This is a genomic window from Corynebacterium sp. LaCa_282 (genome assembly GCF_057198125.1).
The window spans coordinates 1989705-2012118 of the sequence record NZ_CP191095.1 but is presented as its reverse complement, the minus strand read 5'-3'; the positions used below and the strand labels follow the sequence as shown (position 1 = coordinate 2012118).

At 60.1% G+C, this 22414-nt stretch carries 19 protein-coding genes; 16 read left to right on the top strand and 3 right to left on the bottom strand.

The window, feature by feature from the left end:
- Nucleotides 1-11: 11 nt before the first annotated feature.
- Nucleotides 12-845, bottom strand: coding sequence for a dienelactone hydrolase family protein (locus ACP8KU_RS09405; RefSeq protein ID WP_284639896.1), 834 nt, complete (start codon nt 843-845; stop codon nt 12-14).
- 202 nt (nt 846-1047) lie between these two features.
- On the opposite strand from ACP8KU_RS09405, the gene ACP8KU_RS09400 reads away from it, so the two are divergent.
- The 12 genes from ACP8KU_RS09400 (at nt 1048) to ACP8KU_RS09345 (ending at nt 16041) form a co-directional block, all read left to right on the top strand.
- Nucleotides 1048-3852 carry an FAD-binding and (Fe-S)-binding domain-containing protein gene (locus tag ACP8KU_RS09400; RefSeq protein WP_484483640.1) on the top strand — a complete coding sequence of 935 codons (2805 nt, stop codon included), beginning with the start codon at nt 1048-1050 and terminating at the stop codon, nt 3850-3852.
- Between the two features lie 309 nt (nt 3853-4161).
- The gene (locus tag ACP8KU_RS09395) at nt 4162-6147 is read left to right on the top strand and encodes a PTS mannitol transporter subunit IICBA (RefSeq protein WP_484483639.1); all 1986 of its coding nucleotides are present in this window, start codon (nt 4162-4164) and stop codon (nt 6145-6147) included.
- Entirely contained in the window at nt 6147-7313 is a 1167-nt protein-coding gene (locus ACP8KU_RS09390; protein ID WP_284628595.1) for a mannitol-1-phosphate 5-dehydrogenase, read from the top strand. The genes ACP8KU_RS09395 and ACP8KU_RS09390 overlap by 1 nt, the downstream gene beginning before the upstream one ends.
- A 23-nt stretch (nt 7314-7336) precedes the next feature.
- Nucleotides 7337-9208 carry a glutamine--fructose-6-phosphate transaminase (isomerizing) gene (glmS, locus tag ACP8KU_RS09385; protein WP_284628596.1) on the top strand — a complete coding sequence of 624 codons (1872 nt, stop codon included), beginning with the start codon at nt 7337-7339 and terminating at the stop codon, nt 9206-9208.
- A 112-nt stretch (nt 9209-9320) separates the two neighbouring features.
- Nucleotides 9321-10418, top strand: a complete 1098-nt coding sequence (gene alr / locus ACP8KU_RS09380; RefSeq protein WP_005277156.1) for an alanine racemase — start codon at nt 9321-9323, stop codon at nt 10416-10418.
- The gene (gene tsaE / locus ACP8KU_RS09375; protein ID WP_005281371.1) at nt 10408-10908 is read left to right on the top strand and encodes a tRNA (adenosine(37)-N6)-threonylcarbamoyltransferase complex ATPase subunit type 1 TsaE; all 501 of its coding nucleotides are present in this window, start codon (nt 10408-10410) and stop codon (nt 10906-10908) included. Before alr ends, tsaE begins: the two co-directional genes overlap by 11 nt.
- Before the next feature lie 88 nt (nt 10909-10996).
- Nucleotides 10997-12586, top strand: coding sequence for an aspartate:alanine exchanger family transporter (locus ACP8KU_RS09370; RefSeq protein WP_284895890.1), 1590 nt, complete (start codon nt 10997-10999; stop codon nt 12584-12586).
- Nucleotides 12587-12760: 174 nt separating this feature from the next.
- Nucleotides 12761-13270 carry a hypothetical protein gene (locus ACP8KU_RS09365; protein WP_005277164.1) on the top strand — a complete coding sequence of 170 codons (510 nt, stop codon included), beginning with the start codon at nt 12761-12763 and terminating at the stop codon, nt 13268-13270.
- On the top strand, nt 13270-13962 hold the full coding sequence (gene tsaB, locus ACP8KU_RS09360; RefSeq protein WP_484483638.1) for a tRNA (adenosine(37)-N6)-threonylcarbamoyltransferase complex dimerization subunit type 1 TsaB: 693 nt from the start codon (nt 13270-13272) through the stop codon (nt 13960-13962). The genes ACP8KU_RS09365 and tsaB overlap by 1 nt, the downstream gene beginning before the upstream one ends.
- Nucleotides 13959-14480: a ribosomal protein S18-alanine N-acetyltransferase gene (gene rimI / locus ACP8KU_RS09355; protein ID WP_284608903.1), complete on the top strand. Its 522-nt coding sequence runs from the start codon at nt 13959-13961 to the stop codon at nt 14478-14480. Before tsaB ends, rimI begins: the two co-directional genes overlap by 4 nt.
- The gene (gene tsaD, locus ACP8KU_RS09350; protein WP_005277172.1) at nt 14480-15523 is read left to right on the top strand and encodes a tRNA (adenosine(37)-N6)-threonylcarbamoyltransferase complex transferase subunit TsaD; all 1044 of its coding nucleotides are present in this window, start codon (nt 14480-14482) and stop codon (nt 15521-15523) included. Before rimI ends, tsaD begins: the two co-directional genes overlap by 1 nt.
- Nucleotides 15524-15612: 89 nt before the next feature.
- Nucleotides 15613-16041 carry a hypothetical protein gene (locus tag ACP8KU_RS09345; protein WP_005277173.1) on the top strand — a complete coding sequence of 143 codons (429 nt, stop codon included), beginning with the start codon at nt 15613-15615 and terminating at the stop codon, nt 16039-16041.
- Nucleotides 16042-16052: 11 nt separating this feature from the next.
- On the opposite strand, the gene ACP8KU_RS09340 is transcribed toward ACP8KU_RS09345, so the two are convergent.
- On the bottom strand, nt 16053-16688 hold the full coding sequence (locus ACP8KU_RS09340) for a response regulator (protein ID WP_023028316.1): 636 nt from the start codon (nt 16686-16688) through the stop codon (nt 16053-16055).
- Nucleotides 16685-17881 carry a sensor histidine kinase gene (locus tag ACP8KU_RS09335; RefSeq protein WP_284628604.1) on the bottom strand — a complete coding sequence of 399 codons (1197 nt, stop codon included), beginning with the start codon at nt 17879-17881 and terminating at the stop codon, nt 16685-16687. The genes ACP8KU_RS09340 and ACP8KU_RS09335 overlap by 4 nt, the downstream gene beginning before the upstream one ends.
- A gap of 112 nt (nt 17882-17993) precedes the next feature.
- Between ACP8KU_RS09335 and ACP8KU_RS09330 the strand changes: the two genes are divergently transcribed.
- From ACP8KU_RS09330 to groL, 4 genes are all read left to right on the top strand, one after another.
- Nucleotides 17994-18599 (top strand): ABC transporter ATP-binding protein, encoded by a 606-nt coding sequence (locus tag ACP8KU_RS09330; protein ID WP_284628606.1) that lies wholly within the window; start codon nt 17994-17996, stop codon nt 18597-18599.
- Nucleotides 18583-19845: an FtsX-like permease family protein gene (locus ACP8KU_RS09325; RefSeq protein ID WP_484483637.1), complete on the top strand. Its 1263-nt coding sequence runs from the start codon at nt 18583-18585 to the stop codon at nt 19843-19845. Before ACP8KU_RS09330 ends, ACP8KU_RS09325 begins: the two co-directional genes overlap by 17 nt.
- A 311-nt stretch (nt 19846-20156) precedes the next feature.
- On the top strand, nt 20157-20450 hold the full coding sequence (gene groES, locus ACP8KU_RS09320; RefSeq protein ID WP_005277188.1) for a co-chaperone GroES: 294 nt from the start codon (nt 20157-20159) through the stop codon (nt 20448-20450).
- 9 nt (nt 20451-20459) lie between these two features.
- The gene (gene groL, locus ACP8KU_RS09315; RefSeq protein ID WP_023028322.1) at nt 20460-22085 is read left to right on the top strand and encodes a chaperonin GroEL; all 1626 of its coding nucleotides are present in this window, start codon (nt 20460-20462) and stop codon (nt 22083-22085) included.
- Nucleotides 22086-22414 lie beyond the last annotated feature (329 nt).

The window sequence follows — 22414 nt, the reverse complement described above, 5'->3', positions numbered from 1 at the left end:
CGAGTTAGCTTTTAGTCATCGCGGGTCACGCCGGCGCGCTCGGCCAGGTCATCGCCGGTAAAGCTTTCTACCTTCTTCGCGCTCGCCTCAGGATCCGCAAAGCCGTCGTAGGCGGACTCGCCGGCAAGGGTAGAGAGCAAGAAGCCGGTGACGAGGCCGCGGGCGATTTCGGTGGGGCCGGATTGGAAGGCGCCGGAACCGATGGCCAATTTGCGGAAGCGATCTTCGCTAAAGCCGGCCTGCGTGCCCTTATCGATGGCCCGGTAGGCCACCTGGCCGCGCCAGTTATAGGCCAGTTTGGCGGGATTTCCGGCATTGAAAAAGTCATCGCGACCAGAGCCAATGACTATACCCGGCGTATCGAGGCTGCGGGCGGCCTCGACGGCGGACGGAGCGGTTACGGCGGGGTAAATCGCTGCGACGGCCTTGACCTTCGGGTTATCGACCGCGCTCAAAACCGCAGTGCCGCCGCCCATGCCGTGGCCTATCATGCCGAGCTTGCCCGGCGATACGGTGATATTGCCGGTTCCGAGCTTTACCCCAGCGGCGATCTGCAACGCAGATTCCATGTCTGCAGACAGGTTGCGGTGATCGGGGAACATGCCGGTCTCAGAATTGGGGGCGACCACGACGATGCCCCAGCTGGCGAGGTGGCGCAGCGTGGCGTGGTAATCCTTGATTTTGTGCATCCAGTCGTGGCCAAAGGCGACGGCGGGCAGGCCTTGGCCTTCCGCAGGGGTATAAACCTTGCCGGTAATACCCGCATAATCGAGGTCGCCAACCAGCACGCGGTTGCGGCCACGCTTCGATAACGTTCCTAAGTGTTTATTCAAATTCGCAGACACGCATTCTAGGATAGATGAAGATCACCCCGTGCTGGTGGCAAGGGGTGGCGAGTGGCACATGCGGGGGAATCGCGGAGGCCAAAAGGGGTGCGCGGCGCCGAAGTTATATGGGTTGCCTTACTTGCGCGCTGTCGAGAAACGAGGCGAAAATGTGCACTAGGTAACATTCTCTATGCTTCTCTGGGAAGGCAGGTCGCCGCATATGACTACCGGCACCCTTAAGATCGACCAATTATTTCCGCAGGATGGGCCGAAGGTAAAGACCGGCATCATCGACCGGGTGGCCTATGCCTCCGATGCCTCGCACTACCTCTACACCCCGAAGGCCGTGATTGAAGCGCGCTCGGCAGAACACGTGGCCGCCATATTCAAAGCGGGGCGGCAGCAGGGCATCCCGGTGACCTTGCGCTCGGGCGGTACCTCCTTGGCCGGCCAGGCCTCCGGCGAGGGCTACCTGGTGGATGTGCGCAAGCATTTCCGGGGCATAGAAATCCTCGATGACGGCAAGCGGGTGCGCGTGCAGCCAGGGGCGACCGTGCGCCAGGTCAATGCGCGGTTGGGGCTGCGCAATCGCAAGCTCGGCCCGGACCCGGCGAGCGAGGCGGCCTGCACCATCGGCGGCGTCGTGGCGAATAACTCCTCCGGCATGGCCTGCGGCACCGAGTTCAATACCTACAACACCTTGGAATCGCTGACCTTTGTCTTGCCTTCTGGCACGGTGATCAATACCGCGGACGCGGATGCGGACCGGCAATTCCAAGCGCAAGAACCCGAGCTGGTGGATACGCTGACCCGCTTGCAACGCCGCGTGCGCGATAATCAGGAATCAGTAGATATCATCCGCCGCCATTTCAAGCTGAAAAATACGATGGGCTACGGGCTTAATTCCTTCCTGGATTTTGATAGCCCCGTCAAGCTCTTTGAGCACCTCTTGGTGGGCTCTGAAGGAACACTCGCTTTTATCGCGGAAGCGGTCTTTCGCACCGTGCACATCTCAGCCCTCACGACGACCACCGTGGCGGTTTTTAATAATCTTTCCGCCGCTACGAAGGCATTGCCTTCATTGGTGGAGACCGGTGCCGCCACCCTGGAGCTGATGGATTCTGCCTCCATTCGCGTGGGCCAAGGATTCGATACGGTCCCGCAGGCCATTACCGGTTTCGACGTGGATTCGCAGGCCGCACTGCTCATCGAGTACCAATCCGATGACAAAGAAGAGCTGCGGGAAAAAGAGAACAAGGGCTCGTCCCTATTGCGCGAATTGGACCTGCAAGCACCGGCGGAGTTTTCTGCCGATATCCCCACCCGCACCGCCGCGTGGAACTTCCGCAAGGGCCTGTATGCCCAGGTAGCAGAAGCAAGGCCCTCCGGAACCACGGCGCTCTTGGAAGACGTTGTGGTGCCGGTGGGCGATTTGGCCGATACTTGTTCCTCCTTGCAGGAGCTTTTTACCCGCTATTCCTACGATGATGCGGTCATTTTCGGCCACGCGAAAGACGGCAATATCCACTTCCTTCTAACGGACCGCTTCGAAGGCGATAGCGCCATTGGCCGTTATAACAACTTCAATGAGGAAATGGTGGACTTGGTGCTTTCGGCAGAGGGAAACCTCAAGGCCGAGCACGGCACCGGCCGTGCCATGGCCCCGTATGTGCGCCGCCAGTACGGCGATGAGCTTTACGCGGTCATGCAGCTGCTCAAGCGTGCCTGCGATCCCGCCGGCACGATGAACCCAGGTGTCATCTTGGACGATGACCCCGATGCGCACATTACAAATATCAAGCTCAACCCCACGGTGGAAGAAGAAATCGACCCGTGCGTTGAGTGCGGCTATTGCGAGCCGGTGTGCCCGTCCAGGGATCTCACCTTGACCCCGCGCCAGCGCATCGTGGTGCGCCGTGCCCGCCAGCGGGCGCAAGAAAGTGGCGATACGCACTTGGTTGCAGAACTCGATGAGGCCTATGAGTACATGGGCATCGATACGTGCGCCGTGGATTCCATGTGTTTAACCGCCTGCCCAGTGGGCATTGATACCGGTAAATTCATTAAGAAACTGCGCCACGAGAATGCCGGGGCCGCAGAAGAAAAGGTCTGGTCCACCGCCGCCAAAAATTGGCAGGTCACCAGCCGCGGTGCCGCAACGGCGCTAACCGGCGCGCACATGTTGCCGGCACAGTTGGTCACGAAGGTTACCGATGTCGCCCGCTCGCTCATCGGCCCCGATACTGTGCCGGGATACCAGCCGGAGCTCGGCAAGGGCGGCAAGTCCCGCGAGCGCTTGGCCGGGCGCGTGGGAGATCGCTACGCTGAGACCTCGGGAATCTACCTTCCAGCCTGCGTAAACTCCATGTTCGCCCCACAAGGTGAGGGCATGGGCGCCACAGAAGCCTTCATTACCGTCTTGGAGAGGGCGGGGATCGCGCTGGAGGTTCCTATGGGCATCGAAAAGCTCTGCTGCGGAACGCCATGGTCCTCAAAGGGCATGCGCAAGGGCCACGACATCATGGAACAGCGCGTGCGCGAGAGCATTATGGAGGCCACCGATAACGCCCGCCTGCCCGTGATCGTGGATGCGTCCAGTTGTACCGCGGGCTTTCAGGAAATGCTGGAATCCATCGGCATTACCGTCATCGATGCGCTGAGCTTTGCTGCCGATACGCTGCTACCGCGCCTCGAGACCACCCAGCCGGTGGAATCTATGACGATTCACCCGACCTGTTCGGTGTTCCAGCTCGGCATGATGGGCGATGTTGAAAAGGTCGCCCGGGCCGCAGCTACGGAGGTGCATATCCCCACCGCCTGGAATTGCTGTGGTTATGCCGGCGACCGCGGCATGCTCCACCCAGAGCTCACGGAGTCCGCCACCCGCGCCGAGGCCGCCCAGGTCACGGAGCTGGGCGCGCAGTATCACGCTTCGACCAACCGCACGTGTGAGCTGGGCATGTCCCGCGCCACCGGCGAGGATTACCACCACGTCCTGGAGATGCTGGAGCGCGCCACCCGCTAGCGGTCCGGTAGGGAAGGGGCGCGGCTGCTTGCCGATGCCTCCCTCTCCTTCCGCATCGCCTACGAGCTGCAGCCAAGGAGCTTCGTTACCAGCGTGTTCCTGCTGATCTAGCTAAAGGAATTACCTCGACTGGGCCCGATGCCCTCATCAAAGTGGGCCGAAAGAAATTATTATGCATTTAAAATTAAAGTTCCGCTTGCAAAGGGGCTAAAATGACGGAGTAATTGATGAAATCAATAATTTAAAATCGTTCCCACTGTGCGTGTGCTTAGTTCGCACGCACTCAGCTGTTAGTGAAGGATTGTGCGCATGGCTGAGACGAAACAACAAAAGGGCGGTGCTCGCGTCGCCGTTCAAAAGTTCGGAACATTCTTATCCTCGATGATTATGCCGAATATCGGCGCTTTCATCGCTTGGGGTATTCTCACCGCTCTATTTATCCCTGACGGGTTCTTCCCCAACGAGAAGATAAATACGATGGTCGGCCCCATGGTGACTTATCTGTTGCCGATTCTTATCGCATTTACCGGCGGTAAGTTGGTGCATGAAGTTCGTGGTGGTGTGGTAGGTGCCATCGTCACGATGGGTGTCATTATGGGTACGTCCGCCCCAGAGTGGATTGGTGAAGATGGACACTCGTCGCCTATGTTCCTAGGCGCCATGATTTGCGGCCCACTGGCTGCCTGGCTATTCAAGAAGCTTGAATCCTTGTGGGCCGGAAAAGTCCGCCCTGGATTCGAAATGCTAGTGGATAATTTCTCACTGGGTATTTTCGGCTTCGCTGGTGCTATCGCGTCGATGTACCTACTGACACCAGTGATGAACTTCATCATGGACATTGCTGGACGGGCCGTGGAGTTCCTTATCTCCAACAACCTCTTGTGGCTAACTTCCGCTTTGATCGAACCCGCGAAGGTATTCTTCCTCAACAACGCCATTAACCATGGAGTTCTTACCCCGCTGGCGACTGACCAATCAGCAGAGACTGGTAAGTCGGTCCTCTACCTCTTGGAAGCTAACCCAGGACCTGGTTTGGGAATCCTGCTTGCCTTCATGGTTTTTGGCGTGGGGTCGGCCCGAGCAACGGCTCCTGGAGCCGCTCTGATCCACTTCTTCGGTGGTATCCATGAGATTTATTTCCCTTACGTGCTGATGCGTCCGCAGCTTCTGCTTGCCGCAATTGGTGGCGGAATGACCGGTGTTGCCATCAACACGATTATGGACGTTGGACTTCGTTCGCCTGCAGCTCCTGGCTCAATCATCGCAATTTACGGAACCGTCGCGTCCGATTCTTATCTCGGGGTAACTATTGCAGTTCTCGCGTCCACTGCAGTGTCCTTTGCTATCGCTGCGCCGATTCTGAAACTCACGAAGGGCACAGACGACTTGGATAAGGCCACCGCAGATATGGAGGCTATGAAGGGGAAGAAATCCTCTGTAGCAGGGGCACTTTCTTCTCAATCTGCAGAAGAGTCCCCTGAGATTCGCAATGTTGTCTTTGCCTGCGATGCCGGAATGGGCTCTTCCGCGATGGGCGCTTCCGTGCTCCGGAATAAAATTAAGGAAGCAGGATTCGGAGACGTAGTCACCGTCACCAATTCGGCAGTCAATAATCTAAAAGATAATTACGAGCTCGTCGTCGTTCACGAGGACTTGGCAGAGCGTGCAAAACCAGCAACGCCGTCTGCTATTCACGTAACAGTGGATAACTTCATGGCCTCGCCGCGTTATGACGAAGTGGTAGAGCTAATTCGCGAGCAGCAATCTGGTGAATCTTCCACCACAGCTCCAATTGCAGACGAACAAAATGCTGCAGAAGACCCCGCAGCTTCGGATGCTGTGTCCGAGAATGACTCTGCCGGTACTGACGTACTTCGTCCGGAAACGATTGTCCTCGATGGGCATGCAACTTCCCGTGAAGAAGCAATTGACCAAGCAGGAGCATTGCTAGTGTCTGCAGGGGCGGTTGAGCAAGCTTACGTAGATTCAATGCATGAACGCGAAAAGTCCGTATCCACCTTTATGGGCAATGGTCTGGCAATCCCGCACGGAACAAATGAGGCAAAGGAATCTATCAAAGGATCTGCCATCTCCTTTATCCGTCTGGATGAACCCGTAGACTGGGGCGGCAAGCCCGCCACGTTCATTGTCGGTATCGCTGGTGCAGATGGCTCTCACCTCAAGACATTGTCGAAAATTGCCAAAATCTTTGGCAAAGCAGACACCGTGGAGCAGCTTGAACAGGCCAAAACGAAGGACGAGATCCTCGAAATTTTCGAAAAGGTGAATAAGTAATGGCTACTAAGAAGGCATTGCATTTCGGTGCGGGAAATATTGGTCGTGGATTTGTGGGAGCAATCCTGCATGAAGCCGGCTACGAGCTAAAGTTCGCGGACGTTGCTGAACCATTGATCAACTTATTGAACGATCTTGATTCTTATACCGTGCACGAAGTGGGCGCTGACGCTCGGGACGTAACGGTGACCGGTTTTTCCGGTGTGAACTCCGCAGAAGACGAGGAAGGTCTGTATGCGGAGATAGTTGATGCGGACATGATTACTACTGCAGTAGGTCCCACTGTGCTGGGACTTATCGCGCCTTCAATTGCAGAGGGGTTAAGGCGTCGTGCAGCGGCTGGTAGCGCAAGGGTGCCTGTGATGGCATGCGAAAATGCGATCAACGCCACTGATGGGCTGGCTGATGCCATCCGCAAGGTCTATCCAGAGGTTGATGAGGTGGCATTTTTCCCTAATACTGCTGTCGATCGCATCGTTCCGAACCAAGAGCGTCGGACAGGCGCTGAAGCGCTGGATGTAACTGTTGAGACCTACCATGAATGGGCCGTGGAAGTTGAGCCGTTTGCACAGGCTGGCGTTGACGTTCCCGATATCTCTGGAATTACTTGGGTAGATAACCTCGCGCCGTATATCACCAGGAAGCTCTTTACTGTAAATACGGGCCACGCAGCGACTGCGTACTTTGGAAAGCAGCAAGGAATCTCCGCTATCTCCGATGCTTTGTCGCGCGAGGAAATCCGTGGAAAAGTGGCCGCTGTTTTGGCAGAAACGAAGCAGCTCATTATCGAGAAATTCGACTTCGATCCTGAGGTCCAGCAGGCGTACGTTGATAAGATTCTAAAGCGATTCCAAAATCCAGAGCTTCCCGACACTACCGACCGAGTAGGTCGTGCGCCATTGCGGAAGATTTCTCGTAACGAACGGTTCATCGGACCCGCTGCCGAATTGGCAGAACGAGGGTTTGAAGCTACTTCTTTGGTCGAAGCTGTGAGAGCTGCCTTGGACTTTGATGTTCCTGAGGATGCGGAGTCAGTCGAGCTTCAAAAACGTTTGCAAGACGCTGCGGGCGACCGCGCGGCGACGGATTCCCTGGCAACTGAGCTGACCGGAATAGCTCCGGAACACCCACTATTCCCCGAGCTATCTGAAGCATTTGCCCGTTAATTAATGATGTAGGATCACTTCTTATGTGTGGAATTGTTGGATATATAGGTCTAGCTAACGGTGACCGCGACTACTTCGCTCTGGATGTAGTTCTGGAAGGTCTACGTCGATTGGAATACCGCGGCTATGACTCCGCTGGTGTGGCGATGTACGCCGATGGGGAAATCGGTTGGCGGAAGAAGGCGGGCAAGGTTGCTGCCTTGGACGATGAGATTGCAGCGCGTCCGCTGAAGGATTCCGTTTTGGGAATCGGGCACACCCGTTGGGCCACGCACGGTGGTCCGACCGATCTCAATGCGCACCCGCACGTCGTTGACGGTGGCAAGCTGGCCGTGGTGCACAACGGCATCATCGAAAACTTCGCGGAGCTGCGGACTGAGCTCTTGAACAAGGGCTACAACTTCGTTTCTGAAACCGATACTGAAGTTGCCGCTGCGTTGCTCGGCGATGTTTTCCACAACGATGCCGCAGGGGATCTCACCAAGGCAATGCAGCTGACCGCCAAGCGCCTCGACGGCGCGTTTACCCTGCTGGCTATTCACGCTGACCAGCCGGATCGCATCGTTGCTGCCCGCCGCGATTCGCCCTTGGTCATCGGCTTGGGCGAGGGTGAAAACTTCTTGGGCTCTGACGTATCGGGCTTTATTGACTACACCAAGTCCGCAGTGGAAATGGACAATGACCAGGTGGTCACCATCACTGCTGACGATGTCGTCATTACTGACTACGACGGCAACCCCACCGAAGGCAAGTCCTTTGAGATCAAGTGGGACGCGGCTGCCGCTGAAAAGGGCGGCTTTGATTCCTTCATGGAAAAGGAAATCCACGATCAGCCTGCCGCCGTGCGCGATACCTTGCTCGGCCGCTTTGATGAGCAGGGCCAGCTGACCTTGGATGACTTGCGCATCGATGAGTCGGTCTTGAAGTCCATCGATAAGATCATCGTGATCGCCTGCGGCACGGCGGCCTATGCTGGCCATGTGGCGCGGTACGCCATCGAGCACTGGTGCCGCATTCCCACCGAGGTCGAGCTCGCCCACGAGTTCCGCTACCGCGATCCGATCGTCAACGAGAAGACCTTGGTCGTGGCCTTGTCCCAGTCCGGCGAGACCATGGACACCTTGATGGCCGTGCGCCACGCCCGCCAGCAGGGCGCGAAGGTCATCGCCATCTGCAATACGCAGGGCTCGTCCATTCCGCGCGAATCCGATGCGGCGCTCTACACCCACGCGGGTCCCGAAATCGCGGTGGCCTCCACCAAGGCTTTCTTGGCGCAGATTACCGCGACCTACCTGCTGGGCCTGTACCTGGCACAGCTGCGCGGCAATATGTTCTCTGATGAAATTCAGGGAGTTCTTGCTGAGCTGCGCAATATGCCGGACAAGGTGCAAAGCGTCATCGATGAAGAACAGCAGGTAGCCGGCCTGGCCAACTCCATGAAGGATGCAGAATCCGTGCTCTTCTTGGGCCGCCACGTGGGCTTCCCAGTTGCCCTTGAAGGCGCGCTGAAGCTCAAGGAGATCGCCTACCTGCACGCGGAGGGCTTTGCCGCCGGCGAGCTCAAGCACGGCCCGATCGCGCTGATTGAGGAGGGGCAGCCGGTCTTTGTCATCGTGCCCTCCCCGCGCGGGCGCGATTCGCTGCACTCCAAGGTGGTATCCAATATCCAGGAAATCCGCGCCCGCGGTGCCATTACCATCGTGATCGCAGAAGAAGGCGATACCGCGGTAGAGGATTACGCTAACCACGTCATCCGCGTGCCAAAGGCGCCGACGTTGATGCAGCCGCTGCTTGCTACGGTGCCCCTGCAGATCTTTGCCGCACACGTGGCAAAGTCCAAGGGCTATGACGTTGACCAGCCGCGCAACCTGGCTAAGTCCGTGACCGTGGAATAACCTTTCCGGCGCCTCAAGCCCCTTTCTCACCCTTGCTTGCACGGGCGGGGGAGGGGTTTATGCGTATCTGCAGTAAATTCAGCGCGCGGGTGGAAAGTGGCACAATAGTGGCATGCTGAAAACCACAATTGACCTTGCTGCCATCGCGCATAATGTGCGGCTGATTAAGGAGAAGATCGGCCCAGACGTCAAGCTGATGTGCGTGGTGAAGGCGGATGCTTACGGGCACGGGGCAGAAAGGGTCGTGCCCGTGATGCTGGAAGCAGGGGCGGATTCTATTGGCGTCGCCACGCTGACAGAAGCAGTGCAGCTGCGGCGCATGGGGGTCGATTCGCCCATTGCGGCATGGATCTGGCAGTCGGATCAGGTGCTTGAAGAGGCCCTGGCCTCTGGCATCCAGATTGCGGTCAATTCCCCGGCGCAGGCGCAGAAGCTGGTAGAAGCAGAGATTCCCGCCGAAATCTATATCAAGGTTGAAACCGGAATGCACCGCTCCGGGGTGGATAAGGCGGACTGGGATGAGGTTTTCGCGCTGCTGCGGGAAGCCCCGCATATCACCGTGCTGGGCCTCATGTCCCACTTTGCCTGCGCGGATGATCCGGATAATGCGCATAATGACACCCAGGAAGAAGAGTTTCGGCGCGCCCTGGATGCGGCGCGTGCGGCCGGGCTGGAGTGCCCGGTTAATCATTTGGCTAATTCGCCGGCCACGCTCTCGCGCCCATCGGCGCACTTTGACCAGGTGCGGGTGGGTATCGCGTGCTATGGGCTCGAGCCCATAGCGGGGCGGGACCATGGCTTGCGCCCGGCAATGACCTGGTCCGGAAATGTCTTCGGGGTCAAGCCAATTGATAAGAATGAGGCCACCAGCTACGGGCGCACGTGGAGCGCGGATAAGCCAGGGTTCCTGGCCACGGTGGATTGTGGTTATGCCGATGGCCTGCCGCGCGCGTACCAGGGCCACCTTCAGGTGGGCATCGGCGGGCGGCTGTATCCCCAGGTAGGCCGGGTGTGCATGGACCAAATAGTAGTGGATCTAGGAGATAACCCGCACGGTATTGCCCCCGGTGATGAGGTGACCATCTTTGGACAGGGTGGCATGTCTGCCACCGAGCTTGCTGATGCCGTGGGCACCATCAACTATGAAGTGGTGTGCCGACCCACCGGCCGCACCGAACGCGAATATATAGGAGGGGCCGATGCGCAGTAATTTTCCGGAGTCTGGAACCCGCGATCTGGCAACGGTGGAACAGACCCACGCCTGCGGCAAGGAACTGGGCGCAGCGCTGGAAGCTGGCGATGTCGTCATCTTGGATGGCCCATTGGGCGCGGGCAAGACCACCTTCACCCAAGGCATAGCCCAGGGCATGCAGGTCAAGGGCCGGATTACCTCGCCCACGTTCGTCATCGCCCGCGTGCACCGCTCCCGGGTCGGGGGACCGGACCTGGTGCACGTGGATGCGTACCGCCTCTTGGATGAGGGCGGGGCCAATTCCGGCGATCCCTTGGGGGAGCTGGATGCCTTGGACTTGGATACCGAGCTTGCCGATGCCGTCGTCGTCGCCGAATGGGGCGGCGGCCTTATCGAGCAGATTGCGGATTCCTACCTCTTTGTCAGCATCGACCGCGAACCGGCGGAGTTCGCCGGTGCCGATGAGGACGTGCGCCGCGTCAGCTGGTCGTGGCGTCACAACGATTAGCTAGGTCTCATTAATTTGAAGGTATAAGTGATGGATATCTTAGGGCGTCAAGTTGCTTTAGGTATTTAAGGTGCGGGATCCTTGAAGGGTGTTAGAACTCCTAGCCTCCAGTCCTCTGCTCGCCCTTTTTGCCATCATGGCCATCGGTTTGGCCATCGGCAAAATCAAATTCTTTGGTATTTCTTTGGGTGCCGCGGCCGCGATGTTCGTGGCGCTTGGGCTGTCTACCGCCAATCCGGATATCCAGATTCCACCGCTGGTGTATCAATTCGGCTTGGCCATTTTTGTTTATGCCATCGGCCTTAATTTCGGGCCGTCGTTCGTCCGCGAATTTGCTACCCGCGGCTGGAAGCTGACCGTCTTTATGATCGGCATGTTGGTCCTGCTCGTGGGTGTAGGCTTCGGGCTCATTCGCGTCTTCGACCTCGATACGGATGTCGCCGCGGGTATGTTTGCCGGTTCGCTATCGTCCACCCCAGGTATGGCAGCGGTGGTGGATATGCTGGGCAATTCCACCCCGGTCGTCGGTTATTCGCTGGCTTATCCGGGCGCGGTCATCGGCGCGATCCTGGTCGCCGCCATCGGCGCGAAAATACTGAAGGTGGACCACGAGGCGGACGCCAAGGAAGAGGGAATGATTCCCGCCCCGCTGGTGGCCAAAGGCGTGCGGCTGACCAAAGACTTCCCGGATACGGCCGGACACCTTTATCAAGTAACCGGGCACAGCGTAGTGGCCACCCGCGAGATTTCCGATATGGAACACCACCGGCTGGCGCAGCCGGATATGCCCCTGCGCAAGGGCGAAGCATTCCTTATTAATGGCTCCGAAAAAGACGTCGCCGGTGCTATCGAGGTGCTCGGTGAGGAATACCCCGTCGAGCTCACCCCAGAGGCGGGCCTGGAATTTAAGCGGATAACCGTGTCTAATCCGCAAATTGCGGGCAAGCGCATCCGCGATATCGATGCGCTCGAGCATGGATTCATCATCGCGCGCGTGCGCAAGGGCGATAGCGATGCGGTCCCGCACCCGGATATGGTGCTGAATTACTCCGACCGCGTGCGCGTGGTGTGTAGCCCGCACCACGTGCGCGAGGTGCGCAAGTACTTGGGCGATTCCGAATCGGCGCTCGGCAATGCTGACCTCTTATCCATGTCCATCGGTTTGACCTTGGGCATGCTGCTGGGCCTTATCCCCATCCCCATGCCGGGCGGATCGACCCTGCAGCTCGGGTTTGGTGGCGGCCCCGTCGTGGTCGGCCTATTCCTCGGCTACCTGAACCGCACCGGCCCCATCAATTGGCAGATGCCCTTCCACACCAGGGAAACACTTTCAAACCTGGGGCTGACGCTCTTCCTGGCGGGCGTGGGGACATCGGCAGGCGCATCGTTCCGCGATGCGCTTACGGATCCGTCCTCGCTGACCATCATCGGCGTCGGCTTTATCATTACCTTGGTATCGGCCATCCTCATCGGCGTTATCGGCATGCTTGTGCTGCGCTTGAAGTGGGACGAGGCCATGGGCTGTGCGGCCGGCATGACCACGAACCCGGCAGTATTTGCCTATATCCGGGGCCAAACCGGCACGGAGCTAGCCGGGCGCGGCTGGGCAACGGTGTATCCAACCACCATCATCGGCAAGATTATCGCCGCTCAGGTGCTGTTATTGTTATTGCTTTAGCCCCATATGCCCCGCGCTAATTATTCACCCACTGGGTAAGCCGCCTACACTGACAGGCACTACCCCGTGGGTGAGTGTTTGTTGGCCGCCGAGTAGCCTCGGTAATAGAACTGACAATCACTTCACCATATGTACATATAGGACCCCCTTGACCCGAGGAGCGTTACTCACCCCATGACTAAATTTGCTCGCAACCTGACCACGACCATTATCGCGCTGTTTATCATTGTGATGATGGTGCTCGTTGCCGGGGCCACCCTGCGTGATGAGGATTCCTTGGAGGGCAACCTCACCAACACCTTGCAGCATGCCCCGCGGAACCTCGAGGTAATGTCGCTCATTCCTTCTGATGTCTACGGTGCGGACTACAGCGCCATCGGCTTCATTTGCGAGGGCATGGCAGAAGACAAGGTCAAGGAAGCCGCCCCGAACCCTGATGACATCACCTTCGAGGACGGCGTTGTTCCTGAGGGCAAGAGCTACGTCATGGCGCTGGGCCACAACGTTGATCCCTATGTAGAGGAATTGGATTCCTCCGAGGTGGAGGTCTGCGAGATGATCAACGCCCAGGTTAAAGCCATGGAGCAGCAGGGCCACGGCCTAGACGGCGGGGTTCCGCTGGTCCAGGGCTCCCAGCCGCTGACCTTCCAGAGTGAAGACGGCGTGTGGAAGCTGGTCGGCTAATGCGCGTCCTGGCCATTGATACGGCGACGACCGCCCTGGTCACCGGGGCAGTCGACACCGAGTCAGGGCAGATTACGCAGCGCATTCTGGCCGATGCGCGCGCGCATAATGAGCGGCTCATGCCCACCATCCTCGAGGTAATGAGCGAGGCCGGTCTGGAGCTCGACGACCTCGACGCCATCGTTGCGGGCATGGGCCCTGGCCCCTTTACCGGCTTGCGCGTTGGCATGGCCACGGCGCAGGCGCTTGCCGATGCCCTCTCCATCCCCCTCCACGGCGTCTGCACCCACGATGCCATCGCGCACGCTGCGCTAGTTGGGGCCGATGCAGCCGATGAAAGGGAGGCGGCGGACGCGGCGCTAGTTGCCACCGATGCCCGCCGCAAGGAAATTTATTGGGCCACCTACCGCGCGGGACAACGCATTGCGGGCCCAGATGTATCGAAGCCGGGGGAGCTTGCCGTGCAGGATATCGCGCAGGTGATCATCCCGGAGAAGCTGGCCGACCAGCTGCCGGAAGAACTCGCCACGCTGCCGCGTAGCGAGGGCGCACCCACCGCCGAGGGCTTGGTGGCCGTCGCGCGGATCGACGCAGAACCGGCGCCATTCGTGCCCATGTACCTGCGCCGCCCCGATGCGGTTCCGCCCAAAAAGCAGCAGCTTTCCGCGGCCATTCCAGAGGTGCGCCTGTGAACCTGCGCGAGCTCACCCCCGCCGATGCGCCGCGCTGCGCCGAGCTGGAAAAGGTGCTATTTCCCGGGGAAACCCCGTGGACGGAAGCAGTATTTGAGCAAGAAATGGCCCAGCCCTTCAACTTCTACCTCGGGGTGGAAGGCGCCCTCGATCCCACAGCGCCAGAGGAGGGCGAGGATCCGGTCTTATTGGGCTATGCCGGCATCGGCATGATGGGCCCAGCCGCAGATCCAGAGTTTGAAATCCACACCATCGGCGTCGATCCAAAGGCCCAGCGCCGCGGCATCGCGCGCATGATGATGGACAATATTTGCTATATCGCGGACTTAAAAAGCGCGCCCATCTTCTTAGAGGTGCGGGTGGGAAACGATCCCGCCATCGAGCTGTACCGGCGCTACGGTTTTAGCATCGAGGGGATTCGCCGCAATTACTATCAGCCCTCCGGCGCGGATGCGCACGTCATGGTGCGCCCCAGCCAGTCGCCACAAGCAAGCCAGCGCGAAGCAAAGGAGCAGTAATGAAGGTCATGGGCATCGAGTCCTCCTGTGATGAGACCGGGGTGGGCATCGTCGAGCTGGACCAGAACGGCCATATGGAGATCCTCGCCAATGCCGTTGCTTCGTCGATGCAGCAGCACGCGCGCTTTGGCGGCGTCGTGCCCGAAATTGCCTCCCGCGCGCACCTGGAGGCCATGCCGCAGGTGATGCGGGCGGCGTTGGATGAGGCGGGCATCGATAAGCCCGATGCCATTGCCGCCACCGTGGGCCCGGGCCTGGCCGGCGCCCTGCTCGTCGGCGCTTCCGCTGCCAAGGCCTATGCCGCCGCGTGGGGCGTGCCTTTTTATGGCGTCAACCACCTCGGCGGCCACGTGGCCGTGGCCAACCTCGAGGGCGAGAGCCTGCCGCACTCGGTCGCGCTGCTGGTCTCCGGCGGGCACACGCAGTTGCTCGAGGTCGAGGCCGTGGGAAAGCCCATGCGCGAATTGGGCTCCACGCTTGACGATGCCGCCGGTGAAGCCTACGACAAAGTCTCCCGTCTCCTAGGGCTGGGGTACCCGGGTGGACCGGTCATCGATAAGCTGGCTAGCCGCGGAAAACCCACCATTGATTTCCCGCGCGGCATGTCGCGCGCCGAAGATCTGCGCGGCGAGCACCGGCATGATTTCTCGTTCTCGGGGCTAAAGACCTCCGTTGCGCGCTATGTGGAGCGCGCCGAAAAGGCCGGCGAGACCATCTCCGTGGAGGATGTATGCGCCTCGTTCCAAGAAGCTGTGGCCGATGTGCTCACCGCCAAGGCCATTCGCGCCTGCGAGGATACCGGGGCGAAGGTGCTCCTGCTCGGTGGCGGCGTCGTGGCCAATTCCCGGCTGCGGGAGCTGGCCGCCGAGCGCTGCAAGGCCGCTGGTGTGGAGCTGCGCGTGCCGCGGTTTAATCTGTGTACCGATAACGGCGTGATGATTGCTGCCCTCGGCGCCCAGCTCATTCATGAGGGTGCTGAGCCGTCGGGCCTGGGTATCGGCACCGATACGCAACTGGACGTGGAAGAGCCACAGTTAACCTAAAGTTCTTTTTCCTCGCACTGCGGGGTGGGGGAGTCGGCGGTAACGTTTAACGCGTTCACGCCCTCTCCGCTTTAAAGGAGCTTTCTCTCATGACCGTTGGTTTCCTCGTCAACCCCGATCTCACGCGCCGAAAAATCGAGTTCGAATTAGAACACGCCAACCAGTTCTTGGGCGGCACCACCGAGGATCGCGTCTCCGTCGTCTTTCAAGATGACGGTACGACCTACGCCGCGCTGTATAACCCAGAAGCCAAGCAGGAAGGCGCCGAGCCCAACCCGGTTGCATCCCTGGCACGCAATGCCGCGGACACGGGAAACTCCGCCTTTTTGCAAGACCCCATCCGCGCTATCAGCGGCCCGGTCATCTTCGTGGATGCAGAGGGCGAGGAGGACTCCATCGATGAGGTCATCGCTTCCGTCGAGCACGGCATCCGCGCGGTGAAAAACTACCGCGAGGATTTCCCTGACGAGTACACACTCTGGCGCGCGGCGGTCATCAACTCCACGAAGAGCGCGTAAGCACCCATCCTTTAGCGTTCGGTGTGGCGCAGCCACATCAGCACGGCCTTGACGCGGCGATTGGCGTCTTCGGGCCGAAACCCGAGCTTGAGAAAAACATTGGAGACGTGCTTGCTTACCGCCCCAGCGGTTAATACCAGCTTGTCTTCGATTTCTTGGTTGCTCAATCCCTGCGCCATCAGCCCCAAAACCTCGCGTTCGCGGGCGGTTAATTGGCTCAGCCCCGTGCGCCGCGCGGAGAGCAAGGCGGTAACCACTTCTGGGTCGACGACGGTGCCACCGCCTGCCACTTCTTCCAGGGTGCGCACAAATTCGTCCACATCGGATACGCGCTCCTTGAGCAGGTAGCCGAATCCGCCGTGCTCTAAGAGCCGGTCCAAATAGCTCGCCGCCACGTATTGGCTGAGCACGACCACCGGTTGAGACGGGTCTGCTGCTCGCACATCGTGCACGGCGCGCAGCCCATCATCGCTCATGGTGGGCGGCATGCGGACATCGCTAATGATCAGATCGAAGTCATCGCTGCCTGCGCAGGCGCGCAATTCTTCCGCATCGTTGACGGCGGTCACGCTATGGCCCAGTGCCGCCAAAAGCTGTTCCAGCCCGGCGCGCAAAAGGGCAGAATCTTCTGCCAATAAGAGTTTCATCGGGCCTCCTTTAGCGGTAGTGACATGGTCAATGTTGCTCCTTGTCCTTCTGCGTGCGCGGGGGAGAAGTCGACGCTGCCGCCGAGCGCCGCGGCCCGCTCGCGCAGCCCGGCCAGGCCAGTGCCCGCGGTTGCACCGGTGGTCTTTGCGGTAGTCGATTCGCCACCCGTATCGGTGCGGGTACCAGCGTCGACCCGGGAGTGCGCGGGGTCGGACGCGCTAGGGCCTACTCCTGTAGAGAAGCCACCGGAGCCGTTATCGCGGATGCTGAGGTGAAGATCGTCGCCAAAAGAGATGGACACGGTGGCGGCGGTGGCCGCGCCGTGGGTTGAGGCGTTGGTCAGCGCCTCTGCTACCGCGTGGTAGGCCAGTAGCGCCGTCGTTTCCCCAATCGATCGTTCCGCGCCTTCGACGTGCAGTTCCGCGTCGAGCCCGCTGTGGGCCAAGAGCTCATCGAGGGCGGGGATGAGGCCGTCATCGAAAAGCACCTGTGGCGCAATGCCGCGCACGGTAGCGCGCAGGGCGGATAGGGCTTGGGTGGCGTTATGTTCGGCATCGGCAAGCGCCTGCTGGGCCTCGGGCGGGGACTGGAGTTTGGCCGCTGCCAGGTTGAGCTTGAGCGCGGTCAGGTACTGCTGGGGGCCATCGTGGAGCTCGCGCTCGATGCGGCGGCGCTCGCCCGAAAAGGCATCAATAAGCGTGGCGCGCGAGGCCGCCAACTCCTCCGCGGAGGGGCTCAGCGCGAGCCGGGTGAGGGAAATAGAGGCCTTGACCAGCAGGCGGTTGAGCACCACCAGTAGGACGAAGAGCACGGCGGCCGCGAGCCAGCACACGACAAAAATCAATGGGCGATTATCGGTGGTCCACTCGCCGGCATTGAACTCGGCCTGCGGAATAAACGGCGCGATGACCAGTACGCCCGCGACAAAACCGACAGAGACCCAGTTGACAAAGCAGGCCACGCAAATAAGAAGCTGTAGTAAAAGGTGATAAAACTGCTGCCAATCAAACCATCTGTTGGCCCGCCGCGGGGGAATATCAACGCCCATCCACTTCGCGCCAATGCGGCCGATAAACTCTGCGGCGCGGGCTACCAGCGGAATCCACGGCAGCATGAGCACCGAAATCACGAGTCCCGGAAGGGCGAGTATTCCGAGGACGAGGCTCCACCCATTGGCCTTGACAGTTCGCATATCCGTTCAGCCTAGCCGCCGCGCCGGGGTGGGGGCAGTAGAGCTAGCCCCACCATTTTTCGGACAGCCTTCCCCATCGCGCGTGCGGGGGCCGGCCGGTGGAATGGAAGGCATGTTAAAAGCACAGAATCTGAGCAAGCGCTACGGCAGCCATACCGCACTCGCCGAGGTGAACTTAAGCATCGAGCCGGGGGAATTTGTCGCTATTATGGGGCCATCCGGTAGCGGCAAGACCACGCTGTTGAACCTGCTCTCCGGGCTGGATAAGCCCAGCTCCGGCACGGTCAACGCGCCGGGCCGCACGGAGCGCGCCTTCGTATTCCAGGACTATAACCTGCTGGAATCGCTCAACGCTCGCAAAAATGCCACGTTGACCGCGCACTTTTCTGGCCGGCGTTGCAGCCGCGACGAGGTGCAGAAGACCTTTGCGTCTCTGGGGCTTGATGGGCTTGAGCGCCGCCTGCCCGCGCAGCTGTCCGGCGGCCAGCAGCAGCGCGTCGCCGTCGCCCGCGCTTTGCTGGCCGATGCGCCGTATATCTTTGCTGATGAGCCCACGGGCGCGCTTGACGATGCCACCGCCCAGCTCGTCCTCACCCACCTCCGCACCGCCGCACGGGGTGGGGCCGCGGTGGTCATGGTGACCCACTCGCACCTTGCCGCGGAGGCCGCCGACCGCATTATCGAGCTCCAGGAGGCCAACCATGCTGGTGTGGCTTAAGGACTTACAAAGCAATTGGCTCTCATGGCTTGCCGTGGCCTTGACCATGGTGGTCTCATCGGCCGCGTGCGCGCTGGCGGTATCGATGCTGGTGGCCACCTCGGATGCGGACGAAGATCCCACGGGGCCGCTCGGCGGCACCGTGCTGGGCATGGCGGTCTGCACAGTTGTGTTGATCACGCTGTCGCAGATGCGGCTGATTATTGAAGAACGCGAACCCGTGTACCGCTCGTGGCGCATGATTGGTATGCCTGGGTGGATGATCAATAGCTTCATCGTGGGGCAGGTGATTGCCGTGAGCGCTATCGCTGCGCTGATAGGGACCTTCCCGGCGCGCCTGTTTGTCGAGCCCATGGCCGCGGCCTTTCGCAGTGACGGGATTCCCATGCCGGAGCTGGCCATTACCCCGCTAGTCATCCGCATCGCTGTATCCATTTGCGTGGCATCGGCGGTCTGCGGTGCCCTAGTGCCACTGCGCCGGGTCTTTCGCCCGCGGGTGGAACCGCGCCGCGTGTGGGTGATGCTGCGCTGCCTTGTGGCTGCCGGTTTGGTGGGCGGTGCCGTGTACGGCTGCCTGCAGATAGAGGAGCCGGCCGATAGCATCGCCGCTTCCATGGGGCTGGTCATCCTGGTGGCATTCATGACGCCATGGCTCATGCCCGCCGTGGACCAATGGACGCGACTATGCGGCATCGCCGGGGCCAATGTGCGGGTGCGCCGCCGCTTTTCCGTGCCCCATATCGTCCCGTGGGTGCTGTTTGGTGGCTTGATTGTCGCGGTCGGCTCGGGGATAAGGATGTTCAAAAGTAGTATGGGCGACTTAGACACCTTGTCGTCGGGGCAGGTCTTCGCGGCGTTTCTCGGCCCAGTCGTGGCCCCAAGCATCGTTGGTGCGGTGTTGACTTCACTCATCATGCGCTCGCGCATCGCCAGCGATGTTCGCGGCCTGCGGTTGGCCGGTGCCTCGCCAGCAGCGTGGGTGCGGGTGCAGGTGGGCGAGGCATTTTGCTTGACTGTTACTGCTGCGGTCCTAGTCATCGCCTTGAGCGTGGCGGTGGTCGCGGTGCTCAACGAGCTGTTGTATCCCGATTCTTATTCTGGGATGAGCGCGCTGCGGGAGGGCCTTGCCGGAGTGTGGTGGGAGCCGTTTGGCGCGATTTTTGGTGCAATGTTCCTTGCGCTGTGTGCGGTCAAGCTCATTCTTGCGGGATTCCTGCGCTCAACCGCCCAGATCCGCACAAACTGATGGATGAATCGCCGATATTCTGATGGGTAGAACGCGCTCAAACTGATGGGTGAAACGGCTTCAAACTGGTGGATGGATTTAAAATGACTGCTCAAGGCTGCTTATTCACCGTCTTTGACCTACACGGCGCATTAGTGTGGCCCCGCTGCGGGGGTCGCGTCGTTGTTGAGGGTTAGCAGTCACGAGGGTAGAGTGCTAATCAGGTTGTTTGACCCACAGTTGTTCACCCGCGACGACGGCTGTGCTGGACATCCACAACCGGCACGCGCGCGCCATTAAGGCGCGCAAACGAACAATACGGAGGAAACATCATGGCAACTATTAAGCCGCTTGAGGACCGCGTCCTCGTACAGATCGTAGAAGCAGAATCCACCACCGCATCCGGCCTGGTTATCCCGGACTCCGCAAAGGAAAAGCCGCAGGAAGCAACCGTTATCGCCGTCGGCCCGGGCCGCTGGGAAGACGACGATGACCGCATCCCAATGGACGTTAAGGAAGGCGACACCGTTGTCTTCTCCCGCTACGGCGGCACCGAGCTGAAGTACGACGGTGAAGAGTACTTGCTGCTGAGCCAGCGCGACATCCTCGCCATCATCGAGAAGTAGGAACTACTTATGGCAAAGCTTATTGCATTCGACCAAGAAGCCCGCGAGGGAATTCAGCGCGGCGTCGATACGCTGGCTGATGCCGTCAAGGTCACCCTCGGCCCGCGTGGCCGCAACGTCGTACTGTCCAAGGCCTTCGGTGGCCCGACCGTTACCAATGACGGCGTGACCATCGCCCGCGATATCGACGTCGAGGAGCCCTTCGAGAACCTCGGCGCTCAGCTGGTTAAGTCCGTTGCGGTCAAGACCAACGACATCGCTGGCGACGGCACCACCACCGCGACCTTGCTGGCCCAGGCGCTCATCTTTGAGGGCCTGCGCAACGTTGCAGCCGGCGCTAACCCGGTAGAGCTTAACCGCGGCATCTCCGCGGCGGCGGAAAAGGCCGTCGAAGAGCTCAAGGCACGCGCCACCCCGGTCAACTCCGCCTCTGAAATTGCGCAGGTAGCCACCGTGTCCTCCCGCGATCCGGAGGTCGGCGAGATGGTTGCCGGCGCCATGGAAAAGGTGGGCAAGGATGGTGTGGTCACCGTCGAAGAATCCCAGACCATGGACTCCACCGTGGATGTCACCGAAGGTATTTCCTTTGACAAGGGCTACCTTTCCCCGTACTTCGCTACGGAGGAAGAGACCAACCACGCCGTGCTTGACGATGCCGCCATTTTGCTCGTCCGCAACAAGATTTCTTCCCTGCCGGACTTCTTGCCGCTGCTGGAAAAGATTGCGGAAACCAACCGCCCGACCCTCATCATCGCGGAAGACGTTGAAGGCGAGCCGCTGCAGGCGCTCGTGGTCAACTCCATCCGCAAGGTGCTGAAGGTCGCCGCTGTGAAGGCGCCGTACTTTGGCGAGCGCCGCAAGGGCTTCATGGATGACCTGGCCGTGGTTACCGGCGCCACCGTGGTGGACCCTGAGGTGGGCGTCAACCTGAACGAGGTCGGCCTTGAGGTGCTGGGTTCCGCGCGCCGCGTGACCATCACCAAGGAAGACACCGTGCTTGTCGATGGCGGCGGCAGCGCCGCAGCCCTCGATGATCGTCGTGAACAGATCCGCGGCGAAATCGCCCGTACCGACTCCACCTGGGATAAGGAAAAGCTCGAGGAGCGCTTGGCTAAGCTCTCCGGCGGCGTCGCCGTTATCCGCGTCGGTGCCGCAACCGAGACCGAGGTCAACGAGCGCAAGCTGCGCGTCGAGGACGCCATCAACGCCGCTCGCGCGGCCGTAGAAGAAGGCGTCATCGCCGGCGGCGGTTCCGTGCTGGTACAGATCTCCAAGGAACTCGAGTCCTTTGCCCAGGACTTTGAGGGCGAGGCTAAGGTCGGCGTGCTCGCCGTCGCCCGCGCCCTGACCCGCCCGGCATTCTGGATCGCAGAAAACGCAGGGCTCGATGGCTCCGTCATCGTCTCCCGCGTATCTGAGATGGCCAACGGGGAAGGCTTTAACGCCAACTCCCTGGAGTACGGCAACCTCATCGATAACGGCATCATCGATCCCGTGAAGGTCACCCACTCCGCAGTGGTCAATGCCACCTCCGTTGCCCGCATGGTTCTTACCACCGAGGCATCCGTCGTGGAAAAGCCGCAGGAAGAAGACAACGCTGAGGCCGGTCACGGCCACGGCCATCACCACCACTAATTCCTGCGCTATAGCCCAGAGCCCGCCGCAGCCTCCCCGTCTTATTGGGTCGGCTTGCGGCGGGCTTCTGGCTTATACGTAAAGCACGCGGAAACCATAACCCGTGCGATGCCCCGGTAGGCCTTTTTAGCCGCCAGTGGCAGAAGGAGAGAGGATAGTTCACAAAAGCCGCCAAGCTTTGGGTTCCTCCTCAGCCGGCGGCCGCCTCGTCTTTAGTGGCACGCCCCAGGACTTAGCGGGCTCGAAGGAGTCCCTCACGGGGCGTTATTTGCAGCAGGCGCTGGCCAAGCAGGGCTAGTCCGGAACCCCGGACTCCCGCCCGCCGCGAG

Bases quoted from the DNA above. Each gene is read 5' to 3' on its own strand.
- ACP8KU_RS09390 (WP_284628595.1), top strand. From the start codon at position 6,147: ATGGCTACTAAGAAGGCATTGCATTTCGGTGCGGGAAATATTGGTCGT.
- ACP8KU_RS09340 (WP_023028316.1), bottom strand. From the start codon at position 16,688: ATGAAACTCTTATTGGCAGAAGATTCTGCCCTTTTGCGCGCCGGGCTG.
- tsaE (WP_005281371.1), top strand. From the start codon at position 10,408: ATGCGCAGTAATTTTCCGGAGTCTGGAACCCGCGATCTGGCAACGGTG.
- groL (WP_023028322.1), top strand. From the start codon at position 20,460: ATGGCAAAGCTTATTGCATTCGACCAAGAAGCCCGCGAGGGAATTCAG.
- tsaD (WP_005277172.1), top strand. From the start codon at position 14,480: ATGAAGGTCATGGGCATCGAGTCCTCCTGTGATGAGACCGGGGTGGGC.
- ACP8KU_RS09335 (WP_284628604.1), bottom strand. From the start codon at position 17,881: ATGCGAACTGTCAAGGCCAATGGGTGGAGCCTCGTCCTCGGAATACTC.
- ACP8KU_RS09365 (WP_005277164.1), top strand. From the start codon at position 12,761: ATGACTAAATTTGCTCGCAACCTGACCACGACCATTATCGCGCTGTTT.
- groES (WP_005277188.1), top strand. From the start codon at position 20,157: ATGGCAACTATTAAGCCGCTTGAGGACCGCGTCCTCGTACAGATCGTA.
- ACP8KU_RS09395 (WP_484483639.1), top strand. From the start codon at position 4,162: ATGGCTGAGACGAAACAACAAAAGGGCGGTGCTCGCGTCGCCGTTCAA.
- ACP8KU_RS09325 (WP_484483637.1), top strand. From the start codon at position 18,583: ATGCTGGTGTGGCTTAAGGACTTACAAAGCAATTGGCTCTCATGGCTT.
- ACP8KU_RS09400 (WP_484483640.1), top strand. From the start codon at position 1,048: ATGACTACCGGCACCCTTAAGATCGACCAATTATTTCCGCAGGATGGG.
- glmS (WP_284628596.1), top strand. From the start codon at position 7,337: ATGTGTGGAATTGTTGGATATATAGGTCTAGCTAACGGTGACCGCGAC.
- alr (WP_005277156.1), top strand. From the start codon at position 9,321: ATGCTGAAAACCACAATTGACCTTGCTGCCATCGCGCATAATGTGCGG.
- ACP8KU_RS09330 (WP_284628606.1), top strand. From the start codon at position 17,994: ATGTTAAAAGCACAGAATCTGAGCAAGCGCTACGGCAGCCATACCGCA.
- tsaB (WP_484483638.1), top strand. From the start codon at position 13,270: ATGCGCGTCCTGGCCATTGATACGGCGACGACCGCCCTGGTCACCGGG.
- ACP8KU_RS09345 (WP_005277173.1), top strand. From the start codon at position 15,613: ATGACCGTTGGTTTCCTCGTCAACCCCGATCTCACGCGCCGAAAAATC.